Source organism: Pandoraea sputorum (genome assembly GCF_000814845.2).
GTDB lineage: Bacteria > Pseudomonadota > Gammaproteobacteria > Burkholderiales > Burkholderiaceae > Pandoraea > Pandoraea sputorum.
In genome coordinates, this window is sequence record NZ_CP010431.2 from 2,917,890 (window position 1) to 2,931,278 (window position 13,389).

The 13,389-nt window shown below is 61.7% G+C and carries 12 protein-coding genes; 7 read left to right on the forward strand and 5 right to left on the reverse strand.

Going from position 1 to position 13,389, the window contains the following annotated elements:
* Window positions 1-24: 24 nt before the first annotated feature.
* Together NA29_RS12835 and NA29_RS26335 are read right to left on the reverse strand one after the other, a co-directional pair.
* Window positions 25-2,139, reverse strand: a complete 2,115-nt coding sequence (locus NA29_RS12835) for a heavy metal translocating P-type ATPase (RefSeq protein ID WP_052252902.1) — start codon at window positions 2,137-2,139, stop codon at window positions 25-27.
* 113 nt (window positions 2,140-2,252) lie between these two features.
* Entirely contained in the window at window positions 2,253-2,408 is a 156-nt protein-coding gene (locus tag NA29_RS26335; RefSeq protein WP_263596826.1) for a hypothetical protein, read from the reverse strand.
* Window positions 2,409-2,552: 144 nt separating this feature from the next.
* Between NA29_RS26335 and NA29_RS12840 the strand changes: the two genes are divergently transcribed.
* From NA29_RS12840 to NA29_RS12860, 6 genes are all read left to right on the forward strand, one after another.
* Window positions 2,553-3,035, forward strand: a complete 483-nt coding sequence (locus tag NA29_RS12840) for a Cd(II)/Pb(II)-responsive transcriptional regulator (protein WP_039398617.1) — start codon at window positions 2,553-2,555, stop codon at window positions 3,033-3,035.
* Between the two features lie 420 nt (window positions 3,036-3,455).
* The gene (locus NA29_RS12845) at window positions 3,456-4,691 is read left to right on the forward strand and encodes an NAD(P)/FAD-dependent oxidoreductase (RefSeq protein ID WP_039398619.1); all 1,236 of its coding nucleotides are present in this window, start codon (window positions 3,456-3,458) and stop codon (window positions 4,689-4,691) included.
* 199 nt (window positions 4,692-4,890) lie between these two features.
* The gene (locus tag NA29_RS25770) at window positions 4,891-5,034 is read left to right on the forward strand and encodes a hypothetical protein (RefSeq protein WP_157127396.1); all 144 of its coding nucleotides are present in this window, start codon (window positions 4,891-4,893) and stop codon (window positions 5,032-5,034) included.
* Entirely contained in the window at window positions 5,031-6,365 is a 1,335-nt protein-coding gene (locus NA29_RS12850) for a putative bifunctional diguanylate cyclase/phosphodiesterase (RefSeq protein WP_052252903.1), read from the forward strand. Before NA29_RS25770 ends, NA29_RS12850 begins: the two co-directional genes overlap by 4 nt.
* Before the next feature lie 24 nt (window positions 6,366-6,389).
* A complete protein-coding gene (locus NA29_RS12855) occupies window positions 6,390-8,066 on the forward strand; it encodes a sensor domain-containing diguanylate cyclase (protein ID WP_072633280.1) in 1,677 nt (558 codons plus the stop codon).
* 47 nt (window positions 8,067-8,113) lie between these two features.
* Window positions 8,114-9,412 carry a phospholipase A gene (locus NA29_RS12860; protein WP_039398623.1) on the forward strand — a complete coding sequence of 433 codons (1,299 nt, stop codon included), beginning with the start codon at window positions 8,114-8,116 and terminating at the stop codon, window positions 9,410-9,412.
* Window positions 9,413-9,416: 4 nt separating this feature from the next.
* Here NA29_RS12860 and NA29_RS12865 read toward each other — a convergent pair whose 3' ends face one another.
* The gene (locus tag NA29_RS12865; RefSeq protein ID WP_197701893.1) at window positions 9,417-9,839 is read right to left on the reverse strand and encodes an EamA family transporter; all 423 of its coding nucleotides are present in this window, start codon (window positions 9,837-9,839) and stop codon (window positions 9,417-9,419) included.
* A 160-nt stretch (window positions 9,840-9,999) separates the two neighbouring features.
* Here NA29_RS12865 and NA29_RS12870 point away from each other — a divergent pair, with 160 nt between their 5' ends.
* Window positions 10,000-10,215, forward strand: a complete 216-nt coding sequence (locus NA29_RS12870) for a DUF1289 domain-containing protein (protein ID WP_039398628.1) — start codon at window positions 10,000-10,002, stop codon at window positions 10,213-10,215.
* On the opposite strand, the gene NA29_RS12875 is transcribed toward NA29_RS12870, so the two are convergent.
* Window positions 10,196-11,629 carry an aldehyde dehydrogenase family protein gene (locus tag NA29_RS12875; protein WP_039398630.1) on the reverse strand — a complete coding sequence of 478 codons (1,434 nt, stop codon included), beginning with the start codon at window positions 11,627-11,629 and terminating at the stop codon, window positions 10,196-10,198. The genes NA29_RS12870 and NA29_RS12875 overlap by 20 nt on opposite strands.
* A gap of 144 nt (window positions 11,630-11,773) precedes the next feature.
* A complete protein-coding gene (locus NA29_RS12880; RefSeq protein ID WP_039398632.1) occupies window positions 11,774-13,369 on the reverse strand; it encodes an ABC-F family ATPase in 1,596 nt (531 codons plus the stop codon).
* Window positions 13,370-13,389 lie beyond the last annotated feature (20 nt).

A 13,389-nucleotide genomic window follows, 5' to 3' on the forward strand; every position in this document is an offset into this window, starting at 1 on the left:
ACGCGACTCAGACGACTACACAACTCAGACGATCTTGGTACGAAGCAGACGCATGCCGTTGGCGATCACCAGCAGACTCGCGCCCACGTCCGCAAACACTGCCATCCACAGCGACGCCAGGCCCATCACTGCGAGCGCGAAAAACACGGCCTTGATCCCAAGGGCGACAGCGATGTTTTGCTTGAGCACCGTCGCCGAGCGCTGCGAAAGCGCCAGAAACGCTGGCAATTTGCGCAAATCGTCGTCCATCAGCGTGACATCGGCGGTCTCGAGCGCGCTGTCCGTGCCTGTCACACCCATTGCGAATCCGACATCGGCTGACGCCAGCGCGGGCGCATCGTTGATGCCATCGCCCACCATCCCTACGTGACCGTACTTTTCACGCAGTGACGACACCGCTTGCCATTTGTCTTCCGGCAGCATTTCGGCACGGACGTCGCTCACCCCCGATTGCTCCCCGATAACCTGAGCGGTGGCCCGGTTGTCGCCCGTCAGCATGACAGTGCGCACGCCCATTTTCGTCAATTGAGCAATGGCCTCACGACTTTCCTCCCGCAGCGTATCGGCCACGGCCAGCACAGCCAGCGCCTGTGTTTCGCTTGCCAGCACGATAGCGGTACGCGCCTGCGCTTCGAGACGCGTCAGTTCAGCCTCCACCTCGGCATTGCACACCCCCAGCGATTCGATGAGACGATGATTGCCGAGGTAGTAAAGCGTTTCACCGACACGCCCCTTCACCCCCATGCCCACCAGCGCCTCGAAATCGGTCACGGACGGCAATGTCCCAAGCCCCGCCTGCGCATGACCTTCGACGACGGCGCGTGCGATCGGGTGAGTGGTCTGCGCGTCCAGCGCGGCGGCGAGCGTCAGTGCTTCGTCGCGAGATGTGCCGCGCAACGGCACGACATCGGTCAGGCGCGGTTCGCCACGCGTGAGCGTGCCCGTCTTGTCGAGGGCGACTGCACGGATCAGGCGTCCACTCTCCAGAAACGCCCCGCCTTTGATCAGAATCCCGGCGCGCGCTGCGGCGGTCAGCCCGCTCACGACCGTGACCGGCGTGGAAATCACCAACGCACAGGGGCATGCGATGACCAGCATCACCAGCGCCTTGTAGATCCACGGCGACCAGGCCAATCCAAACGCCAGCGGCGGCACGATGGCAACGAGCAGCGCACAAAGCACCACAGCGGGCGTGTAAATGCGCGAGAACTTATCGACGAAGCGTTGCGTCGGCGAGCGCTGCTGCTGGGCCGTCTCGACAATGCGCACGATGCGTGCGAGCGTCGTATCGCCAGGGGCGACTGTCGTGCGATACACGATCAGGCCGCTTTCGTTAATGCTGCCTGCGTAGACGTCGTCCCCAACCGTCTTGTCGACGGGCACGCTCTCGCCGGTAATCGACGCTTGATTCAGTGCCGACGCACCCTTCTCGATCACGCCGTCGATGGCAATACGCTCACCCGGACGCGCCCGCACCCGTGCTCCCACAGCAAGCGTCGCAGCAGGGACATCCGCCCAGGTGCCATCGGTCTGCTGCACCGACGCCTGATCCGGCGCGAGACGCATCAACGCCTCGACGGCGCGACGCGCTCGGGTCAACGACGCCGCCTCAAGCTTTTCGGACAACGCGAACAGCACGATCACCATCGCCGCTTCGGGCCACTGACCGATGAACATCGCGCCGATCACGGCAAGCGACATCAGGAAGTGGATGTTGAGTGTGAAGTGCCGCAATGCGATCCAGCCTTTCTTGAGGGTTGGCAAGCCGCACGCGAGGATGGCGGCGACAACCATCGCGCCCACCCACGGGCTGTGCTCCGGCACGCCTGACCAGACCGCGACCTCGCTCGCCGCAGCCAGCACACCACCGGCGACGAGCCGGACAGCGTCGCTTGTCCGATTGACGGGCGGCGGTGCGGCTGCACCAGCGTTCTCGTCGGAAAGCGGCACTGGCGTCATCCCCAGTTTGCGCAGCGTGTCCGCCACGCCGTCGCGCTCACGATCGACATCGAACGCAGACGCGCGCTGGTCGAAAACGACCGTCAGTTCACGCTTGAGCAGGTTGAAATACAACGTCTCGACGCCGGGACGACGCTCGAGCTGGTCGCGAATCAGACGCTCCTCCGTCGGACAGTCCATCTGATCGATGCGGAAGCGCGCCTGCGGCGCATCCGTTGCGGGTGCCGGGGCCGATGGTGCAAAACCCGCGCTGCCCGAACAGCAAGACGCTTCGTCATGCGTATGAGCGGCGGTTACGCCATGACTGCCGTGGTCGTGGTCGTGAGCATGACCGTCGTGACGGTGGTCATGACCGTGGGCATGACGATGCGCCCGCGAAGGCGGCGTGTGCTCATGCGAATGCCCATGACAGGCCTCGTGTTCATGCCCGTGCGCTGGATCATTTCCATGGCCGGACATCTCCCGATCCGCCGTCGCCGCAGTCGTCAGACGCGCCAAACGAGCCGATTCCGAAGGGTTGGACATGTGAACTCCTGGTTACATGATTCGTGTTACCCTTCATTCAAAACCCTGTAGTGACTACGGAGTCAAGCATGAAAATCGGAGAATTGGCCCGGGCGGCGGGCACCGATGTCGAAACCGTCCGCTATTACGAGCGCGCAGGCCTACTGCCGCCACCGCCGCGAACCGACGCGGGTTATCGCACCTACGGCGACGAACATCTGGACGCCCTGCGCTTCATCCGTCATTGCCGCTCGCTCGATATGCCACTCGCCGACGCCAAACGACTCGGCGAACTGGCGCACGACACCAACGTGACGTGTGAAGACGCCAATCAACTTCTCGAGGCCCATCTGGCGCGCGTGCACACACGCATCCACGAATTGCAAGCGTTGGAGCAGCAGCTTCTGCATCTGCAAGCGCAATGCCGCAGCCGCCATGACACGAGTGACTGCGGCATCTTGCGCGCGCTCATGCAAGGTGCACAGGGCGAAGCCTGCGCCTGTCACAACGAAACGGACCCCATCGAAGTCGCTTGCGAGCACGACCACCAGCACGGACACGCGCACGCGTAAATCGCACGCGTTCCCGTTTGTTTTCGCGTCGCATGATCGGCGACGCAAATCGACACAGCACATAACGCATATATTCCCGGGCATCCCATACGCGATGCCCGCGTCAACATCCGCCGTTCGTTCCGGCGCTCGCCGCACCCAACCTCGCGCAAGACAAAACACGTCGCACGGTGCTCGTCACAATCTGTGGATGAGCAAACGCAGCGTCTTCACGCAAATGGCGCACACTGAGCGCTCTGCAATTGATCAAAACGTAAAAATTGTGAGAAATCAGCCTGTTTCCCGCGAAATTACGGGCAAGTGAACGTAGAATGTTCCGCACGCTTCGTAACTGCCTCACTCAGCGCGTTACGTGACGCTCGGGATACACATCGATATGTCGTAATCCGTTTCAATTTTTGATCACTTGTCGGAGACCTTATGTCCAGCGATGTATCCGCGACGCAGAGCAACGCCGACATCGTCATCATGGGTGCGGGGGCGGCCGGCATTTCGGTCGCCGCAAGCCTGCGCCGCCGCCGTCCGACGCTCTCGATTACGATCGTAGATCCGGCCGACACGCATTACTATCAGCCCGCCTGGACGCTCGTCGGCGCGGGCGAATTCGACGTCGCCCGCACGGCGCGCCCGATGTCGAGCGTGATCCCGGAAGGCGTGAACTGGATCCAGGCTGCGGTCACAGCTTTCGCGCCGGAGCGCCAGCAAGTGCTGCTCTCGGACGGACGTCGCCTCGACTACCGTTTCCTCATCGTGGCTCCCGGGCTGCAATTGAATTGGGAGGCCATCGACGGCTTGAGTGAGACGCTCGGCCGCAATGGCGTGACCTCCAACTACCGCTTCGACCTCGCCCCTTACACATGGTCGCTGGCTCGCGAATTTAAGGGCGGCAATGCCCTGTTCACGCAGCCGCCGATGCCGATCAAGTGCGCGGGCGCCCCGCAAAAGGCCATGTATCTCTCAGCCGATACGTGGCGTCAACGCGGTCTGCTGGACAAGACGAAGATCGAGTTTCATCTCGTGGCACCCGCCCTGTTCGGCGTCAAAGACTACATCCCGGCGTTGATGGAGTACATCCAGCGATATCGCATCTCGCTCAATCACCTCTCGCATCTGCGTGCGGTGGATGGCGAGCGTCGTGTAGCGCGTTTCGAGATTTTCGACGCCGACGGGCAATCGCAGTTCGTCGACAAGCCGTTCGATTTCCTGCACGTGGTGCCGCCGCAAAGTGCGCCTGACGTCTTGCGAGCGAGTCCGCTGGCCGACGCCGCCGGTTGGTGTGAGGTCGACCCGGCGACGCTGCGCCACGCGCGTTATGCCAACGTCTTCGGTCTCGGCGACGCGATTTCCGCGCCCAACGCCAAAACCGCAGCTGCCGCGCGCAAACAGGCCGTTGTCGTCGCCGAAAACCTGCTCGCGTCAATGGATGGCCGTCCCCTTTCACTGCATTACGACGGGTACGGGGCTTGTCCGCTTACCGTGGAGCACGGCAAGATCGTGCTTGCGGAATTCGGCTATGGAGGGAAACTTCTCCCTACATTCCCCATCGACGGTACGCACGCGAACCGCGTTGCATGGGTCCTGAAAAAATACGTGCTGCCAAAAGTTTATTGGGACTTCATGCTTCGGGGCCGCGAATGGATGGCGCGCCCACGCTGAGCTGACCGTAGGTGAAACCCGCACTCAATTTTCAATTTTGGGTGCCGTTAAAGGTCAAAGGACCCGGTCTCGTGACCGGGAACGAGCTTCTAGTCGGGCCACGCCTTGCGCGCGGTCTGCCGGAACGCGAAGGAAACGCCGCACCGGTCGGTGCGCACGATTCACCCCTCGCACGACGGCCGACACATTTACGCGTCTTATGCAGAACATGATTCAAGGGTTTTCTGGCGGCACGACCTGTTCGACGCGTGGGCTTTTCCTGCTGGATGACCTCGCCAGCATTGAACGCGCCGATGACAATCGCTCAACCGTTCAGGCGATGTTTGCCTGCCTGCCGAGATGAACGATACGAACGCGCTGCGACGGCAAGTCGTCCTCGCCGATTTGCTGCTGGATCGCCAGCGGCTTTTGCGCGCCCTCAGTCTCGAGCTGAGGACCCCGAGTCCGCCCAATAGTCACAGCGCGCTCGTCGTGCTGCACGTAGGTCGGGGCCAGCGTAAGGCGTCCAGTCAACAGGCCATCTCCGACGCGGATCTGCTCGCGACGGTGGCATTTCGCATCGGCTCGCGCATTCGACGCCGCGACCTCATCGGGCGTGTTTCAGATCAGCAGGTGGCGATTCTGCTACGTGATCTGAGCAGCCGCGAGGCCGCCGTTCAGATCACACGCCGTTTCATTCGGGCTGGCGAATCGCCAGTGCCCTGCGGTAATGGACTGCTCTATCCGATTGTCTCGGCGGGCATCACGCATCTGCCGCAGGTTCCCGTATGGCCGGCCACCCTGCTTGAACATACGTCCGACGTCGCCGATCAGGCCATTCGCGAGAGCGCGTCGCGCTTTCTCGTCACCGAAGCCCCTGCCGCGCCGACCGAGGGTATTGCCCCGCCGGACGACGCAGGCAACGAGCATTACTGGCGCAGCGCCATCGGACGCGCACTCTCGGACTCGGAATTCCGCCTGCACTATCAGCCGCAGATCGACATGCGCACGCATCGGTTGACGGGCCTCGAAGCCCTGATCCGCTGGCAACGGGACGACGAACTCATCATGCCGGGCGAGTTCATCCCGGCCGCCGAGCGTTGCGACGTCATCGGTCCCATTGGCGACTGGACACTGCACGAAGCTTGCCGTCAGCTCGACAAGTGGCATACGGACGGCGAAGAGTACCCTCGTGTGGCCGTGAACCTTTCCGCACAGCAAATGCGTGTGCAGACGCTGGAGACAGTGCGCTACGCCCTCAAACACCACCGCGTGCCGCCGGATAAGCTGGAGATCGAGATCACCGAGTCGTCGCTGATCTCGCATCTCGACGAAGCTGCCACGCTGATGAACGAACTCGTCGCCATGGGCGTGCGCTTGTCGCTCGACGATTTCGGCACTGGCTATTCGAGCTTCGTGCGGCTCAAACGCTGGCCGTTCGGCACCGTCAAGATCGACTACCAGTTCGTGGCCGGGGTGTTGCTCGGCGGCTACGACACCGAACTGATCCGCGCGATCATCGCCATCGCCCGCAAGCTCGAAATCGAAACGGTGGCCGAAGGCGTAGAGACCAGTGCGCAACGCGATGCGCTTGCATCGCTGGGCTGTCACGCGTGGCAGGGGTATCATTGCACGCGTCCCTTACCGCCCGGGCACATCGAAACGTTCATTCGAGACTGGCACGGGCGCCTGTAAACGCGTCAGCAACCGCCTTTGCCGTTGGTCAACGCTCCTCTTTCCCGTCGACATGCCGCCTCCGCCTTTCTGTGCGGCGTCGTCGTCCTGCTGTGTGTCCTTGTCGCCTGGGGTCTGGCGCGCTTCGCTGCCGACCAACTCGTGGCGAACCGCGCCGCGCGCCTGCTTTACGAGGAGCGCAGCATCGCCACGCGGCTGGCGCATGGCACCGTTCATACGGTCAATCAGGATCTGATGCTCATTCGCGGCATCCCTCAGGTCCTCGCGCAGATCGAGCAGATTCAGTCCGCAGCGAACACGATTGCCACCCATCCTCTGACAGAGGTTGCGCAGGACAAGGCGCGTCAGATGTTGCTGGCGAATCCCGTCCTGAAGCCCGTGAATGAACTGCTACGCGCCGCGCAACTGTACTTCGGTGCGGATCTCGTCTGGTTAGGAACGCCCGACGGCATCACCATTGCATCCAGCGATTTCAATTCCACGAATCCGCTGATCGCGGACCGCTACGGCGACCGCGACTACTTCAACACGGCGGTCCTCGGCGGTGCGGGGCAACAATACGTCACCGGACGCAAGACCGGAATGCCCGGGATGTACTTCACCGCGCCGGTCTATCAGGAGGGCATTCTGGTCGGCGTCGTTGTCGTCAAGCTTGGCATTCGCCGGCTATCGCACTGGGTCGACAGCGGCGCTTCGTTTATCACGGACAAGAACGGCGTGATCGTGCTCGCCAACGATCCGACCTTCACCGGACTGGCGGTGCCGGGTGCAGCGGTGTTCAATCTCTCACGCCCGGAGCGCCGTCACCTGTATATGCAGGAAGACTTCACTGTCGTCCCCATCGAAAACTACGATCTGACACCCGGCACCCCCAACTTCCTGCAAGTGGGGCCAGACGACGAAGACAACAAACACAGTGCGCGACTGGTGCGCGTGCGCCCTGACAATCAGCCGTATTTGTTGGATGTAGAACCGTCGTCGGACGGCGACATGGTGATCTACACCATGAGCGAAGCACCGACGCTTGGCAGTCTTCTGATCGAACGACGACGCTATGCCTTACTGGTGTTCGCGTTGTTGCTCAGCTCGGCTGGCGCGCTCTACCTGCTCGTGCGCTACCTGCGCCGCGAAAAGCTCCAGTTGACGGACACGCTGGCGAAAAATGCAGCCCTCGAACATGAGGTGAAGTACGACGCACTGACCGGCGCGCTCTCACGCGGACACTTTCTCAAACGCTTGCGTGCCGAAGTCATGCAAGCGGATTCGGCGAACGTGCCGACCAGTGTCATCCTTGTCGACCTGGACCATTTCAAGCAGATCAACGACACCTGGGGACATGCGCTGGGCGACACGGTATTGGCCAGCTTTGTCCGGCTTTGTCACGAATCGTTACGCGAAGATGACATCTGCGGTCGTTTGGGGGGCGAAGAATTCGCTATTATCCTGAGTGGCGCCACCGAGGCACGGGCGTTCGACGCCGCTGAACGCCTGCGTGAAGCCGTTCGCGAATCAAGTATCAACGTCGACGGTCGAACGCTTCAGTTCACTATAAGTGCCGGCGTGGCCCAATGGCACACAGGTGACGACGACAATGCCTGGTTACAACGTGCCGACGCAGCGCTGTACCTTGCCAAATCTCGCGGACGCGATGGCTGCGCCCGCGAATCCGACCTTCGGGTGCTGACCCGAGGCGGTTCTTAACCGACTTCAGGCATTCCGGCCTGAAGTCGCCAACTCAGACCGGACCGATGCTCAAGACGAATTTCGCCACATTCGCCCCATCGCCGCTTCGCGCCATTCAGGTCGGCGCAGCCGCCCTCTGCCTGGCCCTGAGTAGCGCCGCACATGCGGATCTCTCGCTACTGCAACCGCCGCGCGCCCTCACGGGCGGCGCGCCATTGCAGCTTATGCTGTTGGCCACACAGGACTCGCCGGGCCGCAAGACCATCCAGTTACCGGAGGAAATCGTCGTTCGCATCTCTAACGACGACTTCAAACCGACACTACTGCACCTGAAGCGGGCCGCCATCGCCCCCGCTCAGCTCACGCTGTCCAACGGGCAGTTCCGTCGTATCTCTTATTCAGCAGTCCTGCCGAAAGAGTTACGCGGCTCCGTACGCATTGAGCCAGTCGACTGGGACGCCTCGATCACGACCGTCTTGCTGGATCGCGCCGCACCTGCCGAACCGATGGTCGCCGCAGCGCCGATCCCGGTGGAAGGCAGTGCGAACTCAGGCCCTGGTAATGGCACGGCAGCGCCTGCGGCTGGTGCAGTCGCTGCGGCCCCAGCTGCCACATCGTCCGAGGCGATTGCCCCGACAGCCGACGCCGAATTCGCCCGTATTTCGTCGAATGAGCCGATGTACATTGGCTTCGGCAAGAACGGCGACGCCAACGCGCGCTTTCAACTCAGCTTCAAGTTCCACATCCTGAAGCCCGACAACCCCTCGTCGAAATCCTTCCTCGACAATCTGTACTTCGGCTACACCCAGTTGTCGATTTGGGATCTGGAAGCCGAATCCGCGCCGTTCCGAGACTCGAATTACCGTCCGAGCTTCTTCTATTACGTCCCCGACACGGGTGTGCGTGCTGGCTGGTTCTCGTCGCTGGGTGTCGCCGCCGGTATCGAACACGAGTCCAACGGCAAAGCAGGCGACGACTCGCGCAGCATCAACACCGTCTTCGTTAAACCAATCCTCACGTTCGGCAATCCGTCCGAGTATCACTGGACGATCGCACCGAAGCTCTATGCCTATCTGGAAAAGAAGGACAACCCGGATATTCAGAACTATCGCGGGTACATGGACTTGCTCGTGTTGTGGGGCAAGCCCAATGGCTGGCAGATCGGCGCAACGCTTCGCAAGGGCATGAAGCGCAACTACGGCAGTGTGGATGTACAGGTGACCTATCCGCTCGGCAAGCTGATTCCAGGCACCGGCGGCTATATCTGGCTCGGCTACTTCACCGGCTACGGCGAAGACATGCTCGACTACAACCGCCACTCACCGTCGCAGGTGCGCATTGGTTACAGCGTATTCCGCTGGTAAGGCATCACAACACCAGCACAAGGGCACCGGCGACGATCAACGCGCCGCCGAGTGCCTCCTTAAGCGAAAACGGCTCACCAAGCGCCACCCATCCGATCAGCATCGCCATCGCCACGCTGAGCTTGTCGAGCGGCGCGACACCCGACACCGGCCCCAGTTGCAGCGCCCGGAAGTAACAGAGCCAGGATAGCCCCGTGGCCACCCCCGAAAGGACGAGGAAGACCCACGTGTTGGCGCTCAGGCTTGTCGGCCTTTGCCACTCCCCACGCATGCCGACGATGGCCAGCGTCACTCCGAAAATGATGACGGTACGAATCAATGTCGCCATGTTCGAGTTGACCTGCGCCACCCCGAGTTTGCCGAATATTGCCGTCAGCGCAGCGAAGAACGCCGAACCGAGGGCAAAGAGTTGCCAGCTACGCAGCATAACCATCGTCACCTATCAATGAATACACTCGTCAACCTGAAACGGACGCAAATGTCCACCGTCCGCCCCCACCCGTAGGGGAATCGAAACCGGCCCGGCCATCGATGCGATAATGGCAACACCTTGTGTCCCCCCGCCAGATCTGGCCGAATTCTCCCCTATGTCCGAATTGCACGACCGCCCCGACAGCCCTTGCATTGGCGTTTGCTCGACACTTTTCGACGACGTCTGCAAGGGTTGCGGCCGCACCGCCTACGAAGTCTCCAACTGGGTGTTTTTCACCGAGGAAGAGAAGGTAGCGGTGTGGGAGCGCATCACCCGCGAAGGCACGGCGATGCGCTTTTGCGACAGCAGTTCTACGACTTCGCAGACTTGAACTGAAGCGACTTGTATTCGAGGAACTCCTCGAAGCCGTATACACCGTTCTCCCGCCCGTGCCCCGATTGCTTGAACCCGCCGAACGGGGCCTGCACGTTGAACTCCCCTCCGTTGATATCAACCTGTCCGGTGCGAATCTGCCGCGCCACACGCACCGCGCGCGCCTCGTCGCCTGACCACACGCCACCGCCCAACCCGTAGATCGAATCGTTGGCGATGCGCACTGCGTCGGCTTCGTCCTGATACGTGATGATCGACAACACGGGGCCGAAGATCTCTTCCTGCGCCACCGTGGCGTCGGGCGTCACACGTCCCAGCACCGTCGGCTGCACGAAAAAGCCTGTCTCGAAGCCCTCGGGTACCGTGTCCCCGCCCGCAATCAACTCCGCACCTTCCGACAACCCCTTGCGGATGTACGTCTGCACGCGCTCGCGTTGCGCAGACGATGCAAGCGGCCCGAGACGCGTCGTTTCCTCACGCGGATCGCCCAGCGTAAAACGTGCCACCGCCTCCTTCGCCAATGCCTTGACCTCGTCGTAGCGCGACGCTGGCACAAGCATGCGGGTGTGCGCAGAACATGTCTGCCCCGAATTCAGATAACAGGCGTTGAGTGTTCCTTTAACGGCCGCGGCAAGGTCCGCATCGTCGAGCACCACCGAAGCCGACTTCCCACCCAATTCCAGAGCGACACGCTTGACGGTTTGCGACGCCACCTCCGACACGCGTTTGCCCGCGCGCGTCGATCCGGTGAACGACACCATATCCACATCCGGATGCCTTGCGAGCACCTCGCCGACGACCGGCCCGAGGCCTGTCACCAGATTGAACACGCCCGGCGGCAGTCCAGCCTCTTCGATCACTTCGGCCAGAATGAAAGCGTTGAACGGCGCCACTTCCGATGGCTTCAACACCACCGTGCAACCGGCAGCCAGCGCGGGGGCGACCTTGAGCGTGATCTGATTCAGCGGGTAATTCCACGGCGTGATCGCCCCCACAACACCGACCGGCTCGCGCACCACCAGCGAATTGCCGACGCGCGCCTCGAACTCGAACGATTCGGCCAGCTCGGCGTACTTGTTCCAGTGATACACGGGACCGCCGACCTGAATGGCGCGCACGAGTTTGATCGGCATGCCCGTCTCGCCCGTCATGACTTGCGCCAGCTCATCGGTGCGCGCTTTCAGGCCTGCCGCAATCTTGCGCAGATAACCGGCACGCTCGGCAGCCGGTGTGGCCGCCCATGCGTCACGCGCCTCGCGCGCAGCGGCAATCGCAGCTTCCGTGTCTTCCGACGCCCCTTCCGGAATGCGGCCCATGAGCTTCGCGTCGGCGGAATGGAAAACGTCCAGCGTGCCGCGCCCGAGCGGCGTCACCCACTGTCCGTCGATGAAAAACTTGTCGTACGTCTTCATGCATTGCCTCCTGCTGGCGTTGAGCAACGAATGGCCATTGTAGTCCGCCCGCCGTAAACGCAAACAGGGCGCCTGCGATGCAAGCGCCCTGCTCCCGATACGACTGAATGACTGAACGACTGACTTACCTGACGTCGTCGAGCGTCAGACTTCGACGCCCTGGCTGGCCAGATACTCTTCGTAAGTTCCGGCGTAATCGACCAGCGTGCCGTCGTTCTTCACTTCGATGATGCGCGTGGCCAGACCCGACACGAATTCGCGGTCATGCGACACGAAAATCAGCGTGCCCGGATATTTATCGAGCGCGATCTGAAGCGATTCGATCGATTCCATGTCCATGTGGTTGGTCGGCTCGTCCATCATCATGACGTTGTGACGACCCAGCATCAGCTTGCCCCAGATCATGCGGCCCTTTTCACCACCAGACAGCACGCGCACCGACTTGCCCACATCGTCGCCACCGAACAGCAGACGGCCGAGCGAGCCACGGATCACCTGATCGTCGTCGCCTTCCTTGCCCCACTGCGTCATCCAGTCGGTGAGCGTCTGGTCTTCCGGGAATGCTTCGGACGTATCCTGCGGGAAATAGCCGATATTCGCGTTTTCCGCCCACTTCACGTGGCCGCCGTCGACAGGCAGATCGGCCATCAGGCTGCGCAGCAGCGTGGTCTTACCGGCGCCGTTCTCGCCGATGATCGCAACACGTTCGCCCGCGCGCACTGCGCCGGTGAAGTTCTTGAAAATCTGACGGTCGTAGGCTTTCGAAATGCCCTCGAATTCAAACGCGAGGTTGTGCAGCTTCTTCTCGAACTCGAAACGAATGAACGGGTTCTGACGCGACGACGGCTTGATGTCTTCCACCTTGATCTTGTCGATCTGCTTGAGACGGCTCGTTGCCTGACGTGCCTTCGACTTGTTCGCCGAGAAGCGGCGCACGAAGTCTTGCAGGTCGGTGATGCGTTCCTTCGCCTTGGTGTTCGCCGCCATCTGACGCTCACGGGCCTGTGCCGACGCCAGCATATAGTCGTCGTAGTTGCCCGGGTAAATCTTGAGCGTGCCGTAGTCCATGTCGGCCATGTGCGTGCACACGGCGTTCAGGAAGTGGCGATCGTGCGAAATGATGATCATGGTGGAGTTGCGCTCGTTGAGCACGTCTTCCAGCCAGCGGATCGTGTTGATGTCCAGGTTGTTGGTCGGTTCGTCGAGCAGCAGCACGTCCGGATTCGAGAACAGCGCCTGCGCCAGCAGCACACGCAGCTTCCAGCCCGGCGCGACGTTGCTCATCGGGCCCTGATGCTGATCCGTCGGAATGCCCACGCCCAGCAGCAGTTCGCCTGCACGCGCTTCGGCGGTGTAACCGTCGTACTCGGCGAACTTCGCTTCGAGTTCGGCGGCGTGCATGTAGTCGTCGTCGGTCGCTTCCGGATTCGCGTAGATCGCGTCGCGCTCGCTCATGGCCGCCCACATTTCGGTGTGGCCCATCATCACGACGTCGAGCACGCGCATGTCTTCATACGCGAACTGATCCTGCTTGAGCTTACCCAGACGCACATTCGGTTCGAGCATGACGTTGCCGGCGCTCGGCTCCAGGTCGCTGCCGAGGATCTTCATGAACGTCGATTTGCCGCAACCGTTGGCCCCGATCAGGCCATAGCGGTTGCCCCCGCCAAACTTGACGGAGATGTTCTCGAAGAGCGGCTTGGCGCCGAATTGCATCGTGATATTGGCAGTAGACAGCACAGGCGGTATCCGGGGAGATA